This is a genomic window from Novosphingobium sp. B 225, from assembly GCF_002198665.1.
Taxonomy (GTDB): domain Bacteria; phylum Pseudomonadota; class Alphaproteobacteria; order Sphingomonadales; family Sphingomonadaceae; genus Novosphingobium.
Window position 1 is genome coordinate 220,120 of record NZ_MWLM01000062.1, and the last position, 22,064, is coordinate 242,183.

Annotated in this window: 20 protein-coding genes and 1 pseudogene; 12 read left to right on the forward strand and 9 right to left on the reverse strand. The window is 64.3% G+C overall.

The window, feature by feature from the left end:
• Nucleotides 1-19 precede the first annotated feature (19 nt).
• Together pdxH and MNBBLIKP_RS12280 are read left to right on the forward strand one after the other, a co-directional pair.
• Entirely contained in the window at nucleotides 20-649 is a 630-nt protein-coding gene (gene pdxH, locus MNBBLIKP_RS12275) for a pyridoxamine 5'-phosphate oxidase (RefSeq protein WP_088310533.1), read from the forward strand.
• A complete protein-coding gene (locus MNBBLIKP_RS12280) occupies nucleotides 646-1,590 on the forward strand; it encodes a cation diffusion facilitator family transporter (protein ID WP_088310534.1) in 945 nt (314 codons plus the stop codon). The genes pdxH and MNBBLIKP_RS12280 overlap by 4 nt, the downstream gene beginning before the upstream one ends.
• A 12-nt stretch (nucleotides 1,591-1,602) precedes the next feature.
• Here MNBBLIKP_RS12280 and MNBBLIKP_RS12285 read toward each other — a convergent pair whose 3' ends face one another.
• Entirely contained in the window at nucleotides 1,603-2,724 is a 1,122-nt protein-coding gene (locus MNBBLIKP_RS12285; protein ID WP_088310566.1) for a serine hydrolase domain-containing protein, read from the reverse strand.
• 36 nt (nucleotides 2,725-2,760) lie between these two features.
• Here MNBBLIKP_RS12285 and MNBBLIKP_RS12290 point away from each other — a divergent pair, with 36 nt between their 5' ends.
• The 3 genes from MNBBLIKP_RS12290 (at nucleotide 2,761) to MNBBLIKP_RS12300 (ending at nucleotide 5,044) form a co-directional block, all read left to right on the forward strand.
• Complete coding sequence (locus tag MNBBLIKP_RS12290; RefSeq protein ID WP_088310567.1) at nucleotides 2,761-3,102, forward strand: hypothetical protein; 342 nt, start codon at nucleotides 2,761-2,763, stop codon at nucleotides 3,100-3,102.
• A gap of 110 nt (nucleotides 3,103-3,212) precedes the next feature.
• The gene (locus tag MNBBLIKP_RS12295; RefSeq protein WP_088310568.1) at nucleotides 3,213-4,256 is read left to right on the forward strand and encodes a mannose-1-phosphate guanylyltransferase; all 1,044 of its coding nucleotides are present in this window, start codon (nucleotides 3,213-3,215) and stop codon (nucleotides 4,254-4,256) included.
• The gene (locus MNBBLIKP_RS12300; protein WP_176399759.1) at nucleotides 4,253-5,044 is read left to right on the forward strand and encodes a class I mannose-6-phosphate isomerase; all 792 of its coding nucleotides are present in this window, start codon (nucleotides 4,253-4,255) and stop codon (nucleotides 5,042-5,044) included. Before MNBBLIKP_RS12295 ends, MNBBLIKP_RS12300 begins: the two co-directional genes overlap by 4 nt.
• Here the strand turns inward: MNBBLIKP_RS12300 and mnmA are convergent.
• Nucleotides 5,041-6,183, reverse strand: a complete 1,143-nt coding sequence (mnmA, locus tag MNBBLIKP_RS12305) for a tRNA 2-thiouridine(34) synthase MnmA (RefSeq protein ID WP_088310570.1) — start codon at nucleotides 6,181-6,183, stop codon at nucleotides 5,041-5,043. The genes MNBBLIKP_RS12300 and mnmA overlap by 4 nt on opposite strands.
• Nucleotides 6,184-6,621: 438 nt before the next feature.
• Between mnmA and sciP the strand changes: the two genes are divergently transcribed.
• The 5 genes from sciP to MNBBLIKP_RS12330 all read left to right on the forward strand — a co-directional run bounded on the left by sciP (nucleotide 6,622) and on the right by MNBBLIKP_RS12330 (nucleotide 13,707).
• Complete coding sequence (gene sciP, locus MNBBLIKP_RS12310; RefSeq protein ID WP_088310571.1) at nucleotides 6,622-6,921, forward strand: CtrA inhibitor SciP; 300 nt, start codon at nucleotides 6,622-6,624, stop codon at nucleotides 6,919-6,921.
• 343 nt (nucleotides 6,922-7,264) lie between these two features.
• A complete protein-coding gene (locus tag MNBBLIKP_RS12315) occupies nucleotides 7,265-8,461 on the forward strand; it encodes an efflux RND transporter periplasmic adaptor subunit (RefSeq protein ID WP_088310535.1) in 1,197 nt (398 codons plus the stop codon).
• Between the two features lie 25 nt (nucleotides 8,462-8,486).
• The gene (locus tag MNBBLIKP_RS12320; RefSeq protein WP_088310536.1) at nucleotides 8,487-11,912 is read left to right on the forward strand and encodes an efflux RND transporter permease subunit; all 3,426 of its coding nucleotides are present in this window, start codon (nucleotides 8,487-8,489) and stop codon (nucleotides 11,910-11,912) included.
• A gap of 68 nt (nucleotides 11,913-11,980) precedes the next feature.
• The gene (locus MNBBLIKP_RS12325) at nucleotides 11,981-13,189 is read left to right on the forward strand and encodes a DUF445 domain-containing protein (RefSeq protein ID WP_088310572.1); all 1,209 of its coding nucleotides are present in this window, start codon (nucleotides 11,981-11,983) and stop codon (nucleotides 13,187-13,189) included.
• A complete protein-coding gene (locus tag MNBBLIKP_RS12330; protein WP_088310537.1) occupies nucleotides 13,186-13,707 on the forward strand; it encodes a GNAT family N-acetyltransferase in 522 nt (173 codons plus the stop codon). The genes MNBBLIKP_RS12325 and MNBBLIKP_RS12330 overlap by 4 nt, the downstream gene beginning before the upstream one ends.
• Nucleotides 13,708-13,846: 139 nt before the next feature.
• Here MNBBLIKP_RS12330 and MNBBLIKP_RS12335 read toward each other — a convergent pair whose 3' ends face one another.
• From MNBBLIKP_RS12335 to sucC, 4 genes are all read right to left on the reverse strand, one after another.
• Nucleotides 13,847-14,740, reverse strand: coding sequence for a hypothetical protein (locus tag MNBBLIKP_RS12335; protein ID WP_088310538.1), 894 nt, complete (start codon nucleotides 14,738-14,740; stop codon nucleotides 13,847-13,849).
• 80 nt (nucleotides 14,741-14,820) lie between these two features.
• Entirely contained in the window at nucleotides 14,821-15,750 is a 930-nt protein-coding gene (locus MNBBLIKP_RS12340; RefSeq protein WP_088310539.1) for an electron transfer flavoprotein subunit alpha/FixB family protein, read from the reverse strand.
• A gap of 103 nt (nucleotides 15,751-15,853) precedes the next feature.
• Nucleotides 15,854-16,606, reverse strand: coding sequence for an electron transfer flavoprotein subunit beta/FixA family protein (locus MNBBLIKP_RS12345; RefSeq protein ID WP_088310540.1), 753 nt, complete (start codon nucleotides 16,604-16,606; stop codon nucleotides 15,854-15,856).
• A gap of 256 nt (nucleotides 16,607-16,862) precedes the next feature.
• Nucleotides 16,863-18,059 (reverse strand): ADP-forming succinate--CoA ligase subunit beta, encoded by a 1,197-nt coding sequence (gene sucC / locus MNBBLIKP_RS12350; protein WP_088310541.1) that lies wholly within the window; start codon nucleotides 18,057-18,059, stop codon nucleotides 16,863-16,865.
• Nucleotides 18,060-18,226: 167 nt separating this feature from the next.
• Here sucC and MNBBLIKP_RS12355 point away from each other — a divergent pair, with 167 nt between their 5' ends.
• Nucleotides 18,227-19,012: a 3'(2'),5'-bisphosphate nucleotidase CysQ gene (locus MNBBLIKP_RS12355; protein WP_088310573.1), complete on the forward strand. Its 786-nt coding sequence runs from the start codon at nucleotides 18,227-18,229 to the stop codon at nucleotides 19,010-19,012.
• Nucleotides 19,013-19,142: 130 nt separating this feature from the next.
• Here the strand turns inward: MNBBLIKP_RS12355 and MNBBLIKP_RS12360 are convergent, their stop codons facing one another.
• Nucleotides 19,143-19,835: an OmpA family protein gene (locus MNBBLIKP_RS12360; protein ID WP_441339278.1), complete on the reverse strand. Its 693-nt coding sequence runs from the start codon at nucleotides 19,833-19,835 to the stop codon at nucleotides 19,143-19,145.
• Nucleotides 19,836-19,998: 163 nt separating this feature from the next.
• On the opposite strand from MNBBLIKP_RS12360, the gene MNBBLIKP_RS12365 reads away from it, so the two are divergent.
• Complete coding sequence (locus MNBBLIKP_RS12365; protein WP_088310543.1) at nucleotides 19,999-21,315, forward strand: hemolysin family protein; 1,317 nt, start codon at nucleotides 19,999-20,001, stop codon at nucleotides 21,313-21,315.
• Between the two features lie 270 nt (nucleotides 21,316-21,585).
• Here the strand turns inward: MNBBLIKP_RS12365 and MNBBLIKP_RS18300 are convergent, their stop codons facing one another.
• Together MNBBLIKP_RS18300 and MNBBLIKP_RS12370 are read right to left on the reverse strand one after the other, a co-directional pair.
• On the reverse strand, nucleotides 21,586-21,708 hold the full coding sequence (locus MNBBLIKP_RS18300; protein ID WP_254913033.1) for a hypothetical protein: 123 nt from the start codon (nucleotides 21,706-21,708) through the stop codon (nucleotides 21,586-21,588).
• Between the two features lie 34 nt (nucleotides 21,709-21,742).
• Nucleotides 21,743-22,064: pseudogene (locus MNBBLIKP_RS12370) on the reverse strand (MaoC/PaaZ C-terminal domain-containing protein); the annotation flags it as partial.

Sequence of the window (22,064 nt, forward strand, 5' to 3'; positions counted from 1 at the left end):
GCAGGCCTATAGCCCCTGCATGGATGAGACCCAGGCCATCAATGCCATCCCCGATGCCGCGCCGTTCGCGCTGTTCGATGAATGGTTTGCCGAGGCGCGAAAGGCTGAGCCCAGCGATGCCGATGCGGTCGCCCTGGCCACGGCAACGCGGGATGCGATGCCATCGGTACGGATGGTCCTGATGAAGGATCACGGCGCAGACCTGTTGGGGCCGCAGGGCGGATTTGTGTTCTATACCAATTGCCACAGCCGCAAAGGCGCAGAACTGCTCGACAATCCGCAGGCGGCGATGCTGTTCCATTGGAAATCGCTGCGTCGCCAGATCCGGATCGAAGGGACCATTACGCAAGTGCCGGACGCAATGGCTGATGCCTATTTCGCCAGCCGCGGCCGCGATTCGCAGCTGGGTGCCCATGCCAGCGATCAATCGGCTCCGCTCGATTCGCGTGGGACCTTCATCGCCCGAATCGCCAAGGTTACGGCCCGGCACCTGGTGGGCAAAGTGCCGCGCCCGCCGCACTGGACCGGGTTCTGCCTCACCCCCAGCGCTTTCGAGTTCTGGCTTGACCGCCCTTTCCGTCTTCACGAACGCCGCCGGTTTGAACGGTTGCCGGACGGGGGCTGGACCAGCAGACTGTTATATCCATGAGCGACAACAATTCCCTCAACCGCAGCGCCGCCTTTGCCTCGATCGCGGTGGCCTTGTTGCTGGTCGGCCTCAAGGCCTGGGCCGCGCTGTCGACCGGCTCGACTGCAATGCTCGGCAGTCTGGCCGATACATTGCTCGATCTGGTGGCGTCGATGGCGACGCTGGCGGGGGTATGGGTTGCGGCTCAGCCGGACGATCACAACCACCGCTTTGGCCATGGCAAAGCCGAAGCCCTGGCGGCGATGTTTCAAGTCGTGCTGATTTCGATTTCGGCGCTCAGCCTGGCCTTGCGCGCGGTGCAGCAATGGTTTGCCGGATCGCGGCCGGAAGGTGCGGAAGGCGGGATTCTGGTTTCCGCGATTGCGATGGCCGCAACCATCCTGCTGCTGCTGTGGCAGCGCCATGTGATCCGCAAGACCGGCAGCCTGGCGATCAGTACTGATAATGTGCACTACAAGTCGGACCTGTTTCTCAATCTGGCGGTGATCGCCGCGCTCGCGCTTGATCAGTACGCGGGAATTCGCGGGGCGGATTCGCTGTTCGGGCTGATCATCGCGCTGTGGCTTGGCTGGGGCGCATGGGGTGCCTCGCAGGAAGCGATCGAACAGTTGATGGACCGCGAATGGCCCAATGAAAAGCGGGACCGCTTTCTGGAAGTGGTGGCGCGCCATCCGGAACTGCGCGGACTGCACGATTTGCGCACGCGCACGTCAGGCAATCGCGATTTCGTGCAGTTCCACGTTGCGGTCGATCCCGGCATGACCGTGCGCGACGCGCATGATGTGATGGACGAGATCGAGGCCAAGCTGATGAAGGAGTTCCCGGGGATCGAAATTCTGATTCACCCGGACCCCGAAGGCCATGTCGATCCCACTGATCTGTCGAGCGAGGATCTGCTAGCGGGCCTGGCCGATGAACGGGCCAGCGATGCTTCCGCGTAAGCGAAGCAGGCCCTAGTCGCGAATATACAGCCGGGCGATCCGCCCCATTGCGCGGCGCACCGGGTCATGCTTGCCCTCGTCGGTCTTGCCCAGGCGAACGATTGTCAGGCCCTGCGATGGCACAATCAGCACGAACTGGCCCAGGTGTCCGTTCATTGAAAAGGCGCTGCCCGGCAGACCCGGCCACATCGCCTCGCCCCCGTCCACCGGTCGGCGGTTGAGCCACAGCTGGGCGCCATAACCCGGGTTGCGGGGCCCTGGCCCGGTCATGAATTCGATCCAGCCAGACGGAACCAGCTGTGCGCCCTTGACCGCGCCCTTGTTGCGCAGGAATTCCCCGAACCGGGCCCAATCGCGTGCGCTGGCGTGGATCAGGCTGCCCCCGATCAGGGTTCCGGCGGCGTCATACTCGGGCAGTACGCTTTTCATGCCCAGTGGTTCAAACAGCCGGTTGCGCAAGTAATCGCTCACCAGGCGCCGACGCTCGGCCGGATCACTGGTGGCGCTGAGCGAGCGGGCGGCCAGATCGGCCAGGATCACCGTGGTCGCGCTGGAATATTCCCACTTTTTGCCGGGCTCCGCCTCAAGCGGCTGGGCCTCGGCATAGGCGGCCATATTGTCACGCCCGTCGAGGAACAGCATTCGCGCGGTGTCGGTCAGATAGATCGGCCCCTCGGCCTCGGTGTGCTGCAGGCCGGAACGCATTTGCAGCAGCTGGCGCAAGGTGATCTCCCCGCGCGGATCGCCGGGGCGCTGCCAGGCCGGGATCGGCACGCTTTCATCCAGCCGCAGCCGTCCGTCGCTGACCAGCTGGCCGATCATCACTCCGGTTACCGTCTTGGCCATCGACCATGAAACGAACCGCGTGTTTTCATGGTACGGCGCGGCATAGCGTTCCGCCACGATCCGGCCGTCCTTCAGCACCACCACCGCGCGGGTTTCCGCCGTTTCGGCCCGGCTGAACAAGTCATCCACCGCCCGCGCCAGTGCCTCACGGTCCACGCCGGGTTTGTCGTTCACCGCCTTGACTGCCTCGGCAGACAGCGGGACAGGGGCCGCGTTGTGCGATGAACAGCCGATCAGGGCTGGCAGCAGCAGCGCGGGCAGGATAAGGGACAGGCGGCGCGTAACCATGGCGCGCATCACTTGCCCAAAGGCTGGCGGATGGCAATGGCAAACCCAACCCGACCCGCGCCCCGGCGGCGCACGATCAAGGTAATGGCCGTGGTCGGCCTGGTGCTGTTGCTTGCGCTGGCGTGGTTCTGGCAGCCGCTGGGCGGCTATGCCCGGATCGGCGCGGCCTATGGCGCACGAGTTGCCTGTTCGTGCCGGTTCGAAGGCGGGCGCGGGCTGGATGATTGCCGCAAGGATTTCGAACCCGGCATGGAAGCGATCATGCTGAGTGAGGACGCCAAAGCCAAGAGCGTCACCGCCCGGTTCCCGTTGCTGGCCAGCGAAACGGCAGTCTACCGCGAAGGGGAAGGGTGCCGACTGGAACCCTGGAGTGGATAATGCCGGGGCAGTTTACAGGCAATTGAACATTTTGCTCTATTGGGCGTTTCCTTGATGGAGCCCAGGCGGCCCCAGCAACCAAATCAGACTTGAAAGCGTTCCTGATCCCGATGACCACTTCCCAGATCTTTCCGGTGGTGCTGTGCGGCGGTAGCGGCACGCGGCTTTGGCCGCGCAGCCGGGCGACCAGACCCAAGCCGTTCTTGCCGCTGGTGGGCGATACCACGCTGTTCGAAGCGACGCTTGCCCGGTGCGATCGTTCGGCGGGATTCGCCGCCCCGGTGGTGGTCACCGGCGCGGCCCATGTTGACCATATCGAGGCACAGCTGGCCGATCCCGCAGGGTCGCAGGTGATCGTCGAGCCCAGCGCACGCAACACCGCAGCCGCGATTGCCCTGGCCGCGCTGCGCCTGCCTGCCGATGCGGTAATGCTGGTCTGCCCGAGCGATCACCACATCGCCGATACCGCTGCCTTCCGCCGCGCGGCGCTGGCTGCGGCCGGGCTGGCCGCGCAAGGCTGGCTGGTTTCGATCGGGATTGAGGCCAAATCGCCCGAAACCGGGTTTGGCTATCTGCAACGCGGCGAAGCGATTGATGCGTTGGGCTTTCGCACGGCGCGCTTTGTGGAAAAGCCAGATCTTGAGCGGGCAAAGCAATTCGTCGCGTCGGGAGACTATGCCTGGAACGGCGGCATTTTTGCTTTTGGGGTCGCAACCTTTCTGCGGGAACTGGCGGCCCATGCCCCGGCGATTCTGGCCGCAGCCCGCGCGGCAGTGGCGGCGGGACGGAGCGAAGGCCATTTGTTCTTTCCGGATGCAGAGCAATTCGCGCAGGCCCCTTCGATCTCGGTAGACTATGCGGTGATGGAGCCGACCGGGCACAAGGCGATGGTCCCGGCGGATATGGGCTGGTCGGATATTGGCAGCTGGGATGCGCTGCACAGCGCGCTCGATTGCGATGCGGCAGGCAATGCGCACAAGGGCCGTGCCGAACTGGTCGATTGCCGCAATGTCCTGGTCGATAGTGACGGCCCCCGCGTTTCGGTGATCGGGCTGGACGACGTGGTGATCGTGGTCGATGGCGATGAAGTGCTGGTTACCACCCATGCCGGAGCGCAAAAGGTCGGAAAACTGCACGGTGCGGCCAACCAGTGATCGCGCGGCTGCCCACACGGATGGTTGAACGGCCATGGGGGCGCATCAGCTTGCCCGCGCCGTTCACCGCGCCAGCCGGGCAGCGGATCGGCGAGGTCTGGTTTGAACCGCCCGCAGTTCTGGACGGGCTGCTGGTCAAATATATCTTCACCAGTGAAGCCCTGTCGGTTCAGGTCCACCCCAGCGATGCCCAGGCCCCTGCGGGACAACGCGGCAAAGAGGAATGCTGGCTGGTGTTGAGCGCTGAGCCGGATGCGCGGCTGGGGATCGGGTTCGATCACACCGTTTCCGCCGAAGCAATGCGCGCCGCCGCGCTCGATGGCAGTATCGAACAGCTGCTTGCCTGGCATTCAGTCGAGCCGGGCGATTTCTTCTACATTCCGGCCGGAACGGTCCATGCGATCGGTGCCGGGATCACGCTGATCGAGGTTCAGCAGAACAGCGACATCACCTACCGCCTTTATGATTATGGCCGCCCGCGCGAACTGCACCTTGATGCCGGGATCGCGGTGGCGCGCGGCGAAGCCTATCCGCAGGCACTGCATCAGGGCGTCCCGGCGCGTGGCTCGGTCCAGTTGGTCGAAGGGCCGAAGTTCCGGCTCGATCGGCTGGACGGCGCCCCCGATGCACAGACCCGCGCCCGCTATGCCGGACCGGTGCTGGTGATCCCCGTCAATGGCCAGGCCGTGATCGCCGGGGAAACGATTGCGGCCGGACAGACCGGTGTCGCCGTTTCGCTGGATAAGGTCGAACTGACCGGCCTCAACCTGATCGCGCAGCCCTGTTAGATACTGGCCGTTTCCTCGATCCAGCCCCCGCCGACAACCCGTTCACCCGCATAGAGCACTGCCGCCTGCCCCGGTGCGACGCCGTATTCGGGCTGTTCGAAGCGGATCGTGCAATCAGCCCCATCGCCCAGCTGGCCCTCCAGCCTGACTGGCACAGGCTTTGCCAGCGAACGGACCTTGGCCAGCAAAGGGACATCCGGCAGGGAGCCGATCCGGTTGGTTTCGCTTAGCCGGGCCGCGCCGACTGCCAGCAGGTGACGCGGACCAACCCGCACCTGACGGGCGGCGGCATCGATCCCGGTGACATAGAGCGGTTCGGCCTGCCCACCGATCTCCAACCCGCGGCGCTGGCCGACAGTGAAGTGGATGATGCCCTTGTGGGTGCCCAGCACCGCGCCGCTGGTTGCATGGACGATCTCTCCGCCCAGCTCGGCCTCGGGCCGCACGGCGCGGACAACTTTGGCATAGTCGCCATCGGGGACGAAACAGATGTCCTGGCTGTCCGGCTTGGCGGCCACCCGCAATCCTTCGGCCTCGGCGATCCGGCGCACCTCGCTTTTGGGCAGGCCGCCCAGCGGGAAGCGCAGGAAATCGAGCTGGGCCTGGGTGGTCGCGAAAAGGAAATAGGACTGATCGCGCGCCGGATCGAGCGCGCGGTGCAGTTCTGCCCCGCTTGTCCCCATTTCACGCCGGACATAGTGCCCGGTTGCCAGACAGTCCGCGCCCAGTTCGCGTGCCATGGCGAACAGGTCGGTAAATTTGGGCCCCATGTTGCAGCGGATGCAGGGGATCGGGGTGCGCCCGCTTAGGTATTCATCGGCAAAGCGCTCAACCACGTCCTCGCGGAACTGGCTTGCGTGATCGATCACGTGGTGGACGATCCCCAGCCGGTCCGCCACAGCCCGGGCATCGCGGATATCGTCGCCCGCGCAGCAGGCACCCTTGCGGGAACCAGCCGGGCCCGAATCATACAGCTGAAGAGTCACGCCGATCACTTCGGCCCCGCTGCGCGCCGCCAGCGCGGCCACTACCGAACTGTCGACTCCGCCCGACATCGCGACAACGATCCGCTTGCCGTGCAGCGGCGCATCCAGCTGAAACAGCGCGGCAGCGTCGGGAATAAGGGTCTGTTCGGTCATCACGGGCGGCCCTTACACCCCCCAGGGCGGGCGCGGCAATTCATTAGGCAATGTCAACGCGAGGTAAAGGCGGGCTTTACCCGATCTTGAGAAGGTGTGGGTTACAAGCACGCCTATGGAGATCGCAAGTGACCTCATGGCCAGCCTTCGGGACCGGCTCGAACCAGCCCGCAAACCCAGTGTTGCGGCGGCGTTCGACTGGTCCGGACTGCATGCACGACTCGTGGCGGCACACGCCGCACGCGGAGTCATGCCGGTGAACGGCGGGGCAGGGGTGTTGCTGTCGGGCTCCTTCACGGACTGGTCCAGGGTCGCGGATCTGTCCGGGGGAAATGCCTCACACGGCGTTAACCCTATGACTTCAGCAGATGGAAAAATCCCCGCGGGCATAGCACACGGCAGCGCCGGTCAACCCGTTGCCGGCGGTCGAGGACAATGATGATCGAGAACCAGAAAATTCGACCCGCGATGGTAATCGGCCCGCTTGGCGAGCCGCTCACGCTTGATTCGCTGCCCGCGCCCAGCACCACTCGCTGGGTCGTGCGCCGCAAGGCGGAAGTGGTGGCGGCGGTCAATGGCGGCCTTCTGACCATCGACGAAGTCTGCGAGCGGTACAGCCTGACGCTGGAAGAATTCGCCAGCTGGCAGCGCGCGGTTGACCGTTCCGGCATGCAGGGATTGCGCGTGACGCGGATCCAGCATTACCGCGATCTATACGAGCGGCAGCTCAAATACTGAGCCAAGCGTAGCTTTTTCAGCAAGGCCCGGCCCTAAAAGGCCGGGTTTTTGCGTTTTGGCGCCGGTCCTGTTTGGGGGCAATACTTGACGATTAGGATCAATCTGTGCCCGCCGCGCCACAGTTGAGTGCCGTTTGCCGAAGCACATCAGCACTTTGCCGAGCTTTGCGTTGCGCCGCCGCGCGCACGCGCCTATTCGCCGGGCTCACATGCGCGATCCGTGCCGCCCTTCGCTGGGACTTGCGGTAAGTGATTTAGCATAGTAATACAGTGCCGACCGCGCTTGTGACCAGTCCCGATCGTACGGGTGGTCAAGCCGGGGCATGACAAAGGCGACGCCGGCAATGAACTATGATTCGCGGATCGAAACGCAGGCCGATGGCGAACCGGCTGACCTGGCGGCGATCAATCCCCTGCTTGAGCCGGATGAAGAAGACCGCGCGTCGCGCAAGCGGCTGTGGATCATCGCCGCCGTAGTGCTGGTCGTGATGATCGCGATCTACTGGATGAGCCACCGCGGAGCGGCCGATACCGATGCCGCGAAGAAGAACCAGGTGCCGCTGGTCAGCGTGATCAGCCCCGGCAGTGCAACGATCGAAGGACAGATCAACGCCAGCGGCTCGCTCGCCGCGCGGCGCGAACTGCCGGTTGGCGTGCCGGGTGAGGGCGGCCAGGTGGTGTCGGTGCTGGTCGAACCGGGCCAATGGGTCGGCGCGGGCCAGGTGCTCGCGGTGATCGACCGTTCGGTCCAGGTCCAGCAGCAGGCCAGCCAGGCCGCGCAGATCCAGGTGACCCGCGCCAATGCCGATCTGGCCCAGGCCAATCTCGACCGCGCGCTGCGGCTGGTGGAAAAAGGCTTTGTTTCAAAGGCCGATATCGATCGCCTGCGCGCCACCCGTGATGCTGCCGCTGCCCAGGTCAGGGTGGCGGGCGCACAGCTGGGCGTGCTGCAGGCACAGACCCGGCGGCTCAGCGTGGTTGCGCCCTCGGCCGGACTGGTGCTCGAACGCAGGATCGAACCCGGTCAGGTGGTCAGCGCAGGCTCTGGCGTGTTGTTCCGTCTGGCCAAGGGCGGGGAAATGGAAATGAAGGCCCTGCTGGGCGAGGTTGATCTGGCCAAGGTCAGCCAGGGCGTCAGCGCGTCGGTCACGCCGGTTGGCGGTACCACCAGCCATGCCGGGCAGGTCTGGCAGGTTTCGCCCGTGGTCGATCCCGCCACCCGCCAGGGCACGGCGCGGATCGCGCTGCCCTATGCTGCCGATCTCCGGCCCGGCGGGTTCGCCAATGCGGTAATCAAGGCGGGTACTGTGGTCGCCCCGATGCTGCCCGACAGCGCTGTGCTGTCTGACGCCAAGGGCAGCTATGTCTATGTGATCGGGGCGGACAACAAGGTCCAGCGCCGCGACATCGTGACCGGGATGATCACTGACAAGGGCACCGCGATTGTCGGCGGGCTGAACGGGAATGAGAAGATCGTCGCCCGTTCCGGTGCCTTCCTGGCTCCGGGCCAGGAAGTGAAGACCCAGGCAGTGGCCAAGTGAACAGCCTCCAAGGCGGAGCTCCGCGATGAATTTCCGCAATATCTCGGCCTGGTGCATCCGCAACCCGATCGTCCCTATCGTGCTGTTCGTGGGGCTGATCCTGGCCGGCATCATCAGCTTTTCGCGGATGCAGATCCAGAACGATCCGGACATCGAATTCCCGGTCGTGCGCGTGCTGATCGCGCAGCCCGGCGCGGCGCCGACTGAAATCGAAAAGCAGATCACCCAAAAGGTCGAGGCGGCCGTGCGTTCGATCAACGGGATCGAATCGATCGGTTCCACCGCTTCGGAAGGGATGAGCGGCACCGGGATCCAGTTCCAGATCGGCGTCGACATCAACGAGGCCGTGAACGAGGTCAAGAATGCGGTCGATCAGGCCCGGGGCGACATGCCCGACGGGATCCTCGAACCGCAGGTGATCAAGGTCCAGGGCTCGTCCTTCCCGATCGCCTATTACGCGATCCAGGCCGACGACATGACCATGGAGCAGCTGTCGTGGTTCGTCGACGATACCGTGGCCAAGCGGTTGCAGGCGATCCCCGGCATGGCAGCGGTCCAGCGCGGCGGCGGGGTGGACCGGGAAATCATGGTCACGCTTGATCCCGGCCGGATGCAGTCGCTGGGGGTCACTGCCAGCCAGGTCAACCTTGCGCTGCGTGGGCTCAACCTGAACGCGGCGGGTGGCAAGGCCGAAATCGGCGGATCGCGCCAGTCGGTGCGCGTGCTGGGCAATGCGGCTGATGCCTATGCCCTGTCGCAGGCGGAAATCTCGCTGGGCGGGGGTCGGTTCATCAAGCTGAGCGACATTGCCGTGGTCAAGGACGGCTACAAGGAAATCAGCTCGATCAGCAAGAACGACGGCAAGCCGGTCGTTACCTTCTCGATCGCGCGGGCGCGCGGCGCCTCGGACGTTTCGGTGTCCGACCAGGTGACCGAAGAAATCGTCAAGATCGAAAAGGAAAACCCGGGGCTGCACGTCTCGACCCTGTTCACTTCGGTCGATTTCACCAAGCAGCAGTACGAAAGCTCGATTTCGACCATGATCGAAGGGGCGATTCTGGCGGTTGTGGTGGTGTTCTTCTTCCTGCGCGATTGGCGCGCGACGGTGATTTCCGCCATCGCCATCCCGCTTTCGGCGATCCCGACCTTCTGGTTCCTCAACGTCTGGTTCGGCTTCACGCTCAACATGATGTCGCTGCTGGCGCTGGGGCTGGTCGCGGGGGTGCTGGTGGACGATGCGATCGTCGAGATCGAGAATATCGTCCGGCACATGCGCATGGGCAAAAGCGCCTATCAGGCGTCGATCGACGCGGCGGACGAAATCGGCCTTGCGGTGGTGGCGACCACCCTGTCGATCGCGGCGGTGTTCCTGCCGGTGGGCTTCATGCCCGGGGTGCCGGGGCAGTTCTTCAAGAATTTCGGCTTCACCGTGGTGGTGGCCGTGCTGCTCAGTCTGGCCGTGGCGCGCATGATAACGCCGATGATCGCGGCCTATTTCCTCAAAGCGCATGGCCAGGAAGAACATGGCAGCGGGCCCTGGATGGACCGCTACCTCAACCTGCTGCGCTGGACCCTGGACAAGACCAAGGCCGAAGCTGACCGCGGCCGCCTGCCCCATGCGCGGGCCCGGCTGGTCTATCATGCCCCGGCGCTGGTGCTGGCTGCGATTGGCGCGGTTGCTAGCCAGGTCATGCCGCTGATCCAGGCCCGTTCGGCGGGCAAGGACGTGCCCGATTTCTCGGTCGGCATGATGATCTTCAGCTTTATCGGACTCTATTTGGCCCTGGCGCTGCTGACTTTCCTGATCGGCATGATCTGGGGTAAGCTGCGCGGCTGGCAGTCAAGCGGCTGGGCCGCACGGACCCGCTGGGTGATGACCTATTTCCGCGATCACCGGGTGTGGATGCTGGGCGTGGGCCTGGCTGCGCTGGTGATGACCGGGGTGATGTTCGGTTCGATGCCGATGCAGTTCTTCCCGCAGGTCAACAGCGATTTCGGCGAAGTGTCGATCGAAATGGTCCCCGGCACCACGCTCGCCCAGACCGAGGCGGTGGCGGACCGGGTCACCCAGATCGTGCTGAGCGATTCCGAAGTGGCGATCGCGCCGGAATCGATCCGTGAAGGGTCGGCCAGCCTGTTCATCACCTATGCCAAGGACCGCAAGAGCACGAGCCAGGAGATCGAACGCCGCCTGACGCCCAAGCTGCTTGAAATCCCCGATGCGCGGATCAGCTTTGTCGAACAGGGCGGCGGCCCGCCGTCAAGCGGGCCGAACCGCCCGGTGGTGGTGATGCTGACCGGATCCAACCCCGATACGCTTGATGCCGCGGCCAATACCCTGGCCGAACAGATGCGCGGGATGAAAGAACTGGTCGCCCCGCGCGTCAGCGCCGACATGCGCCGCCCCGAAGTGGTGGTGAAGCCCCGGCTGGACCTTGCCGCCAGCATGGGGGTGTCCACTGCCGCGCTCAGCCAGGCGATCCGCATCGCCACGATTGGTGAAATTGACCAGAACGCGGCCAAGTTCTCGCTGTCCGACCGGCAGGTGCCGATCCGGGTGCGCCTGTCCGAAGATTCGCGCCGCGACCTTTCAACGCTGCAGAACCTGCCCGTGCCCACCGGCACCGGCGGATCGGTGCCGCTGTCCAGCGTCGCCGAAATCAGCCTGGGTTCGGGCCCCGTCAGCATCCAGCGCTACAACCAGCAGCGCCGCACCTATATTTCCGCCGATCTTGCCCCGGGCATCTATCAGGGTGAGGCGATGAAGAAGGTCAACGAACTGCCGTTGATGAAGAACCTGCCCAATGGCGTCTCGAACGAGGCCGCCGGGCAGTCCAAGTTCCTCGCTGAACTGCTGACCAGCTTCGCCATCGCGGTGGTATCGGGCATCCTGCTGGTCTTCGCGGTGCTGGTGCTGCTCTATCACCGGCTGATCTCGCCGCTGGTCAATATGGGTTCGCTGTTCCTGGCCCCGCTGGGCGGGCTGATCGCGGTGTTCCTGATCGGCCAGCCCATTTCGCTGCCGGTGTTCATCGGCATCCTGATGCTGTTCGGGATCGTCGCCAAGAACTCGATCCTGCTGATCGATTTCGCGATCGATGAAATGGCCAAGGGCGCGGACAAATATACTGCGATCGTCGAAGCCGGGCACAAGCGCGCCCAGCCGATCATCATGACCACCGTGGCCATGACTGCAGGCATGATCCCCACCGCAGTCTCGCTGACCGGTGACGGGGCCTGGCGCGCGCCGATGGGCACGGTGGTGATCGGCGGGCTGATCCTGTCGACCGCGCTGACCCTGCTGATCGTGCCGGCCGGTTTCAGCCTGGCCGATGGGGTGGAAAAGCGGCTCGGGCCAAAACTGCGTCGCATGTTCCTGAGCCATGACCCGACCGAGGCGAAGCGCGACCGTGACCGTGACCTCGGGATCGAGGGTCTCCCGGCCGAGTGAGCAGCACGCTCTCTGCCCCCGGCGGGATCGGCGCGGCCCCGGTAAAGGCGCCGGACCGCGCCTTGCAGATGCGCCGCACCGCCACCGGATTGCTGGTGGCCATGGCTGCCTTGTTCCTGCTGGCCCGGCATTACCAGGATCTGCACCCGGCCTGGAGCTGGGTGCTGGCCTTCAGCGAAGCCGGGATGGTTGGCGGCATGGCAGACTGGTTCGCGGTTACCGCGCTGTTCCGCCGCCCGCTAGGCCTGCCGATCCCGCACACCGCGATTATTCCTGAAAACAAGGACCGGATCGCCGATACCATGGCGGCCTTCCTGCGCGACAATTTCCTGACCCCCCAGGTGGTGGCGCGGCGGATGCGGGCCATGAACCTGGCCGGCGCGGCGGGGGACTGGCTGGCCGATCCGGCCAAGGGCAGCAGCACCCGCCTGCGCGATGGCGCGGCCGAACTGCTTGCACAGGTGCTCGAATCGCTCGATCCCGAACGGCTTGGCACCCAGGTGCGCGGCGGGCTGTTCCGCCAGATCGACAAGCTCGAAGTCTCGCCGCTGCTCGGCCAGATGCTCGCCACCACGATTGCCGATCAGCGCCATATGCCGGTGATCGATTCGCTGGTGCGCTGGGCCGGTCTGACCCTGGAGGACAACGAGGAACTGATCCGGGACCTGATCCACAAGCGCGCCAATGCGGTGCTGCGCTGGACCGGGTTGGATGAAACACTCGCCAGTTCGGTGCTCGACGGGCTCTACAAGTTGCTGGCCGAAGTGATCGTTGATCCCCAGCATCCCTTGCGCGGCAAGGTAGAGGAAGGCCTCGCCAAGCTGGCGCAGGACATGCAGCACGATGGTGAACTGCGCAGCCGGGTCGAACGGCTCAAAGGTGAACTGATGGCCAATCCGGCCGTGTCGCGCTGGTGGCAGGGGGTCTGGGAACGGCTGCGCACCGGCATGCTCACCCGTCTGCGCCGTCCAGCGGGCGAAGGCAGCGGGCAATTGGCCGAAGCTCTGACCGAACTCGGCCGCCACTTGCGCGACGATCCGGCGATGCAGCAGCAGATCAACCGCTTTGCTCGCCGCACTCTGGTTGGCGTGTCGGTGCGCTATGGCGATCAGATCGTCCGGCTCGTCTCTGAAACGGTGCGGCGCTGGGATGCGCAGACCGTGACCGACCGGATCGAAGGCGCGGTGGGCCGCGACCTGCAATTCATCCGCATCAATGGCACGCTGGTCGGCGGGCTGGTCGGCGTGGCGATCCATGCGGTGGACCTGCTGTTGTGAAGGCTCCGTTGCTCACTACTGCGCGGCTGGAACTGTGGCAGCCCGCGCTGCGCGATCTCGCAGACCTGCATGCCCTGACTCTCGATGACGAGACGCGGCGGTTCCTGGGCCAATTCGTGCCGAGCGAAATGGACGCCTTCAACCGCCTGCATCGCAACGCCGGTTCATGGGCCTTGCACGGCTATGGCACTTTCATGGTGCGCCTGCGCGGGCAGGACCGGATCATCGCCAACTGCGGTGTGTTTCGCAGCCACCGCGGCTTCGGTCAGGGCCTCGACGATGTCGCCGAGGCCGGTTGGATCGTCCACAAGGACCACTGGGGCAGCGGCATCGCCCGCGAAGCAATGGAATCCGCGCTGGCGTGGTTTGATACGACGCACGGCAAACAGCGGATCGCCTGCATGATCGAGCAGGACCACGCGGCGTCCGATGCGCTGGCGGGCAAGCTGGGCTTTGTCCGGTATGGCGCGCATCAGGGAGAGAGTGGGCCGGTGCTGGTGCTGTACGAGCGGATTTAGACTCAATCGGCATCCATTCCAGAGCGATTCGAAAATGAGTCTGTGCAAGATACGGGCAGCAGAGAGCCAATTTACGTGAGTGCCGAACCACTGGAAAAGCGTCATCTGCGCGACGCTATGAGCTGAATGCCGGCAGCGCTTACAGCCCGGTCCGCCAGAATACCCGGTTGATCCAGAAATCCTTGACCGGCTTGCCAGCGGCGTCGATCGAAGGGCTGAACCGTGCCCGTTGTTTCATGAGCTTGCAGGTCAGGGCGCCAATCTCTTCGGGCTTGGTAACTTCATGCACGATGCAATCGCTGACCGCGCCAGTCTCGTCCACATTGAGCCGGAAGGTTACTAGAGCCGATCCGCCATAGCCGATCAGCTCCGTCGGCCAATCACCGGACCGCGCCCAGGTGGTCGGTTCTGTGGCCGGGGTGGTGCGGGTGCGCCGGGTCGACAGTTCGGCCGGATCGAACCCCCAGTCCTTCACCAGCTGGTCGGTGCATTTGCGCATCGCCACCATCGGGTTTTTCAGCGACGGCAGGCTGAGTTCCAATGGCCGGGTGCCATTGATTTCCAAGTGCAGGCCGGTGATCGTCTGTTCAACCGCAGGGTCCACCGGCGGCAGGATGCTGATCCCGCGGCTGCTTTCCCGGCGATTGTCAAACCGTGCCGAATTTATGAACACCGAAGCCAACTTGCTGTGGCCCGATCCGCTGGTGCCGATGATCACTTCGGTCTTTTCGGGAATAGCGGCGGTGGGGAAGAAATAGACCGTCGCAGGCAGGAACGGTCCGTTGAATTTGCCGAATCGCTTGCCGAACAGGCTCACCCGCGGAGGCTCATCGGGACCGATCCGGGTCAGCCGCAGGATCACCTGATCAGCGCCGCTGCCAAACGCGCCCATCAGGTAGCAGGCCCCATCAGAATAATGCATGTTCCACTTGCCGACGCGCTCAAGCACTTCAAGCGGCTTAGGCTTCGCTTGAACGGCGGTAACCGGAAGCAGCAGGGCGGCGAGCAGCAGGCTGGCGTAGCGAAGGATCATGGCCCCAAGCTTAACCTGCTAGCTGCAAAAGAAAAGGCCCCGCCGAAGCAGGGCCTTTCCGTTTTTGCTTGTCGCGACGTCTAGAGCTTGCCGGTCAGCTCCGGCACTGCAGTGAACAGGTCCGCGACCAGGCCCAGGTCAGCGACCTGGAAGATCGGGGCGTCTTCGTCCTTGTTGATCGCGATGATCGTCTTGGAATCCTTCATCCCCGCGAGATGCTGGATCGCGCCGGAGATGCCGACCGCGATATAGACTTCGGGGGCAACGATCTTGCCGGTCTGGCCGACCTGGAAATCGTTGGGGACATAGCCCGCATCGACCGCGGCGCGGCTGGCGCCGACGCCGGCGTTCAGCTTGTCGGCCAACGGGAAGATCACGGCCTTGAAGGTGTCCGAATCCTTGAGCGCGCGGCCGCCGGAGACGATGATCTTGGCGCTGGTCAGTTCCGGACGCTCGCTCTTGGCAACTTCGGAGCCGACGAAGCTCGACAGGCCCGAATCCGCACCTGCGGCGACGGCTTCGACCGTGCCCGAACCGCCGGTGGCATCAGTCTTGGCAAAGGCGGTGCCGCGCACGGTGATCACCAGCTTGGCGTCGCTCGATTCGACCGTGGCGATGGCGTTGCCGGCATAGATCGGACGGGTGAAGGTCTTGGGGCCTTCGACCGAGAGGATGTCCGAAATCTGCATCACATCGAGCAGTGCAGCGACGCGCGGGGCGATGTTCTTGCCGGTGGTGGTGGCGGGCACCACGAAAGCATCGTGGTCAGCCATCAGGCCAGCCACCAGCGGGGCGACGTTTTCCGCCAGCGCATTGGCATAGGCGGCGTCTTCGGCGACGTGCACTTTGCCCACACCGGCGATCTTGGCGGCTTCGGCTGCGGCAGCCGCGCAGCCCGATCCGGCGACCAGCAGGTGCACTTCACCCAGCTGGCTGGCGGCGGTCACAGCGGACAGGGTGGCGTCCTTGACGGCGGTGTTGTCGTGTTCGACCCAAACGAGAGTTTTCATCTCACATTTCCTTTCATCCCATCCCGTTCGCATCGAGCGAAGTCGAGATGCCTCGCGTCCAGTGTCTCGACTTCGCTCGACACGAACGGGAGGGGGAGAGCGATTAGGCTACGCCCATTTCCTTGAGCTTGGCGACGAGGGCATCCACGTCGGCCACCTTGATCCCGGCGCTGCGCACCGGGGGTTCGCTGACCTTGAGGGTCTTGAGGCGCGGCGCCACATCGACGCCATAGTCAGCCGGCGACTTGGTCACGAGCGGCTTGCTCTTGGCCTTCATGATGTTGGGCAGCGAGGCATAGCGCGGTTCGTTGAGCCGCAGGTCGGTGGTGACCACCGCGGGCAGCGCCAGCTTGACGGTCTCCAGACCGCCATCGATTTCACGCTTCACGACGACCGAATCGCCTTCAACCGTGATCTCGTTGGCGAAAGTGCCCTGTGGACGACCGAGCAGCGCGGCGACCATCTGGCCGACCTGATTGCTGTCATCATCGATCGCCTGCTTGCCGGTGATGATCAGGCTGGGGCCTTCTTCATCGGCCACGCCCTTGACGATCTTGGCGACGGCGAGCGGTTCAACCTCGACCCCGTCATCGACCTGCACCAGAACGGCGCGGTCCGCGCCCATGGCCAGCGCCGTGCGCAGCGTTTCCTGCGCCTTGGCCGGACCGACCGAAACCGCGATAATTTCGGTGACTACGCCCTTTTCCTTAAGGCGGATCGCTTCTTCGACGGCGATTTCGTCGAACGGGTTCATGCTCATTTTGACGTTGGCGAGATCAACCCCCGTGCCGTCGCTCTTCACGCGCGGCTTCACGTTATAGTCGATCACGCGCTTTACGCAGACCAGGGCTTTCATGCGGTTCAAGCCTTTCCCACTAGATTGCTGCACTGCCGCATAGTTGTCGTTTACGTAAACGTCAACCCATGTTTAGGCGCACGATTAAAGCTGTGACCGCATTGCCATTGCCGCGCATTCCTATGCGGTCAAGGGGGGAATCGACCCCTTCGCGCCTGCGATGGCAGCAAAAGCGAAGCTAATGGTAAGCAGCACAAACGAAAGGGCCGGTCCTGCACGCGCAGGACCGGCCCTGGATTCGTTTCGCAGCAGACTATCAGGCGACCTTGCGCACTTCCGCCACGATCTTCTTGGCCGCGTCGCCCAGATCGCTCGCGGAAACGATTGGCAGGCCGCTGCCTTCGAGGATCTGTTTGCCCTGTTCGACATTGGTCCCTTCGAGGCGGACCACCAGCGGAACCGACAGGTTCACTTCCTTGGCCGCCGCGACGATCCCGTCGGCGATGATGTCGCACTTCATGATCCCGCCGAAGATGTTGACGAGAATCCCCTTCACCGCCGGGTCCTTGAGGATGATCTTGAACGCCGCGGTGACCTTTTCCTTGTTGGCGCCGCCGCCCACGTCGAGGAAGTTGGCGGGGAATTCGCCGTTCAGCTTGATGATGTCCATCGTCGCCATGGCGAGGCCCGCACCGTTGACCATGCAGCCGATGTTGCCATCAAGCTTGATGTAGGCGAGGTCATACTTGCTGGCTTCGATTTCGGCCGGGTCTTCCTCGGTCTCGTCGCGCAGTTCCATCACGTCGGGATGGCGGTAGAGCGCGTTCGAATCGAAGCTCATCTTGGTGTCGAGCACCAGCAGCTTGCCGTCACATTCGGCCAGCGGGTTGATTTCGATCATCTCGCAATCGAGCGCGGAGAAGGCGTCAAACAGCTGCTTGCCCAAAACTTGCGCCTGCTTGGCGAGATCACCCTTGAGCTTGAGCCCGAAAGCCAGCGCGCGGCCATGGTGCGGCATGAAGCCCTGCGCCGGGTCAATCGTGATCGTGGCGATCTTTTCAGGCGTGTCGTGGGCCACGTCCTCGATGCTCATCCCGCCTTCGGTGCTGGCAATCATCGCGATCCGGCCAGTGGCGCGATCGACCAGCATCGACAGGTAGTATTCCTTGCCGATGTCCACCCCGTCGGTGATGTAAAGCCGGTTGACCTGCTTGCCCGCGTCACCCGTCTGGATCGTGACCAGCGTGTTGCCCAGCATTTCGCGGGCGTGGCTTTCCACTTCCTCAAGGCTCTTGGCCAGGCGCACGCCGCCCTTGGCATCGGGGCCCAGTTCCTTGAACTTGCCCTTGCCGCGCCCGCCGGCGTGGATCTGGCTTTTCACGACATAGAGCGGCCCGGGCAGCTGCTTTGCGGCCGCGACGGCTGCTTCCACGCTCAGCGCGGGAATGCCCTTGGGGATCGCGATGCCGAACTTCGCCAGCAGTTCCTTGCCCTGATACTCGTGAATGTTCATGCGTGATGACTCCGGTGGGGAAAAGCGGCCGCAGGGCCTTTGTGCGCCGCCGCATAAGCATAGAGTGGCGGGCTTGAAAAGGCCTGCCAGAGGGTCTCGGGGCAGAAATATGAACGCCAGTTGCGAGTCGTTCGCAAATTATTGCCACGATGGCCGGATCGGTGCCGGTGATTGACCGCACGCGCCTAGAAGCGATCGTGCGCGAGGCCGGGCGGATCGCGCTGTCGCGCTGGCCGGGGCATGGCCACCGCCTTGAATCGTGGGACAAGGTCCCGGGCAGCCCGGTCAGCGCCGCCGATCTGGAAGTCGATGAATTTCTGAAGCGCGAACTGGCCGCGCTGCTACCCTCCGCAGGCTGGCTGTCCGAAGAAACGGTCGATGCGCCCGAACGGCTTGATGGCGGGCTGATCTGGCTGGTCGATCCGATCGACGGAACCCGCGATTTCATTCGCGGACGCACGGGCTGGTGCGTCTCGGTTGCGCTGGTCAGCAGCGGGCGGCCCCTGCTGGGCATGCTTGCTGCCCCGGCGCGTGAGGAATTCTGGCAGGCAGAGGCCGGGCGCGGCGCATGGCGCAATGGCCTGGCGCTGATCGCCAGCCGCCGCGCCGCTTTGCCCGGCGCCCGGGTCCCGGCCGAGGCAGTGCCGCATATCGACGCCGATCTGGTCCCCGTTGCCCGGCCCAATTCGATCGCGCTGCGCATGGCAATGGTCGCAGCGGACGAGGCTGATCTGGTCGCGACCTTGCGCTGGGGCTATGAATGGGACATCGGCGCCGCCGCGCTGATCGCGCGCGAGGCCGGGGCCATGGCGACCGACGCATTCGGTCAGACGCTGCACTACAACAAACACGATCCGCGTGCCTTCGGAGTGCTGGTCTGCGCCGCGGCGATCCATCAGGCGGCGGTGGACCGTCTGGCGGACCGGGCGCGGGAGCTGGCGGAGCTGGGCTGAAGGCAGGAAAGGAAGGGGGTTCACGCAGAGGCCGCAGAGATGTTGCGCCGAGCCGAAGGCTCAATTGCCAATCAACCAAAAAAAGGGCCCACCTTGCGGTGAGCCCTTCGTTATCGGCAATGCAACAAGCTCAGTTCCCGGACTTGGCCGCTGCCACATCAGCCTGGGTTACCGGAACGATCTTGATTTCGACCCGGCGGTTCTTGGCGCGGCCTTCCGGGGTGGTGTTGTCGGCCACCGGCATGGTTTCACCAAAGCCCTGGCTGCGCAGGCGCGCGGCGGGGACCCCCTGGGTGACGAGGTAATTCATCACCGTGCGCGCCCGGTTTTCGGACAGGGTCTGGTTGAACGCGTCCGATCCGGTCGAATCGGTGTGGCCGTAAACATCGACCAGACTATCGGGATAGTCCTTGAGGCTCTGCGCGACCTTGTCGAGCGTGGCGCGGAATTCGGGCCGCAGGCTGGCGCTGCCAACGTCAAAAGTGACGCCATCGGGCAGGTTGACCAGAATTGCGGTGCCGTTGTCAGTTTCGGTGACGTCCACGCCGCTGCCGGCGGTCTGTTCCTTCAGCGTCTTGATCTGCTGATCCATCTTGTAACCAACCACGCCGCCCGCGACGCCGCCGATGCCCGCGCCGACGATCCGTCCGGTCTTGCCGCCGATCAGCCCGCCCAGCAGACCGCCAACCACGGCCCCGCCCGCACCGCCAAGCACGGTGCGCGATACCTTCTTTTGCCCGGTATTCGGATCGGTGACGCAGGCCGAAACGGTCAACAGCGATACGGCGGCGAAGCCCGAAACGAGCCAGCGAGATTTCCTGATTGCCATGATGCGATCCCCTTTGATTCCAACGAAGTGAACTTGCGGACAGGTTTGGCCCCGCGAACCTGAACAGAATGTGGACCACCCGCCAAGTCAAGGGTCTGGCGGCGGCCTGCCCCGCGCCCCCTTCGCCTTGGCGCAGGAATCTGCTATCGCTGCCCGCGTGAACCCTTTTCCCTGGTCAGACGTCATCATCATTGCAGGGCTGATCCTGCTTAACGGCCTGTTTTCGATGTCGGAACTGGCGATTGTCTCGGCGCGCCCGGCGCGGATGCGGCTGCTGGCCGATCGCGGTAGCAAGGGCGCGCGCACCGCGATCCTGCTGGCCTCCGATCCGGGCAAATTCCTGTCGACGGTGCAGATCGGGATCACCCTGGTCGGGATCATCGCCGGTGCCTATTCCGGGGCCAGCCTGGGCGGCCCCACCGGAGAACGGCTGGCCGCACTGGGCGTACCCGATCGCTGGGCGCCGGAAGCCGGCTTTGCCGTGGTCATCGCGATTACCACGTATGCCAGTCTGGTGGTGGGCGAACTGGTGCCCAAGCAAGTCGCACTGCGCGCTGCCGAAGCGATTGCGGTGACTGCGGCCGTGCCGATGGCGCTGGTGGCGAAAGTGACCGCGCCGTTCGTCTGGCTGCTCGACAATTCTTCCGCCATGCTGCTGCGGCTGCTGGGGGTGCGGCACAAGGGCGAACATGCCCTTACCGCCGAGGAATTGCAGATGGTCTTCGCCGAAGCGACCCGCAGCGGTGTGATCGAGGAAGACGAACGCGCGATCATGACCGGGATCATGCGGCTGGCCGATCGTCCGGTGCGCGAACTGATGACCCCGCGCACCGAACTCGACACGATTGACCGCAAGGCCAGCGAGGAAGAAGTTCGCGCCGCGATCAAGGACAGCCCGCATTCGCTGTTGCCGGTGGCCGATGGCAGCCCGGACAACATCGTCGGCGTGGTCAAGGTCAAGGAAGTGCTGGCGGTCCTGCTCGCGGGCAAGCGGTTCCAGCTCGGGCGGCTGATCCGCAAGGCAGAGATCATTCCCGACCAGCTCGACGCGATGGACGCGCTGCGCATCCTGCAGCAATCGGGCGTATCGATGGCGCTGGTCCATGACGAATACGGGCATCTCGAAGGCGTGGTTACCCCGGCCGACCTCCTGTCCGCGATCGTCGGCAATTTCGCCAGCCATCAGGATGCGGGCGATTCGCCCATGGTGACCGAGCGTGAGGACGGCAGTCTGCTGGTTTCAGGCGCTATGCCGGCCGATTTTCTGGCCGACCGGCTGGGGATCGAGCTGCCGGATGACCGTGACTATGCCACTGCGGCGGGCTTTGCCCTGTCGGTGCTCAAGCGCCTGCCGCACGAAGGCGAGCATTTCAAGGAGCAGGACTGGCGCTTTGAAGTGGTCGACATGGACGGGCGCAAGATCGACAAGCTGCTGGTGAGCTCGCTGGCCAAGCCGGTGGTGGCAGAAGATTAGGGTCAGGGCCTGTCAACCGCGCCGTCCTCGCCTGGTCTGGTCGGCAATTCCCGTTTTCCTACACGCCCACGATCTGTCATGTTTCCGCCCGCTGGTTCAGCAGGCTCTTTGACATTGTCGGTACGCGCGCAGGCGATTTCTGAACGGAATTTCCCGAAAACCGCGCATGTGTCACCTTTTCAGGGGTAACGCACTGTAAAATTTTGGAAAAACAGGGTTACAGGGGTGTAACCCTGTGTCACCATTCTGTCCGGGTGGCAACGGGCCGAATCAGATGGTCAGCCGCGCACAGGCCAAAGCCAGTCCGCAGGCGCAGACCATCAGCACGCGCACCGCTTCAAGCGGGGCGGGCAGCTGGGTGCGGGTAACCACGAGGGCAAGCGTCTGGGCCATGCCTGCATTGTCGCGCAGCCGCGTAAATGAAGGGTTAAAGGGCGGCGCTGGCACTCATGACCGGGCGGCCATCGCTGGCAAAGGCACCCAATTCGACCGTATCGCCGCTACCGCGCAAAGCCAGATGCAGGTCTTCGCCGCAGATCGCCGGGCTGAGACCCCGGAATGCAAAGCGCCGCAGTGCATTGTCACCGAACTGGCGCCGGGCCAGATCGAGCAGCAAGGTGGCGGTCAGCGGGCCGTGGACCACCAGGCCGCGATAGCCCTCTACCGCAGCGGCATAGGGCAGGTCGTAATGGATCCGGTGGCTGTTGAAGGTGAGCGCGGAAAAGCGGAACAGCAGAGATTCGCCGGGG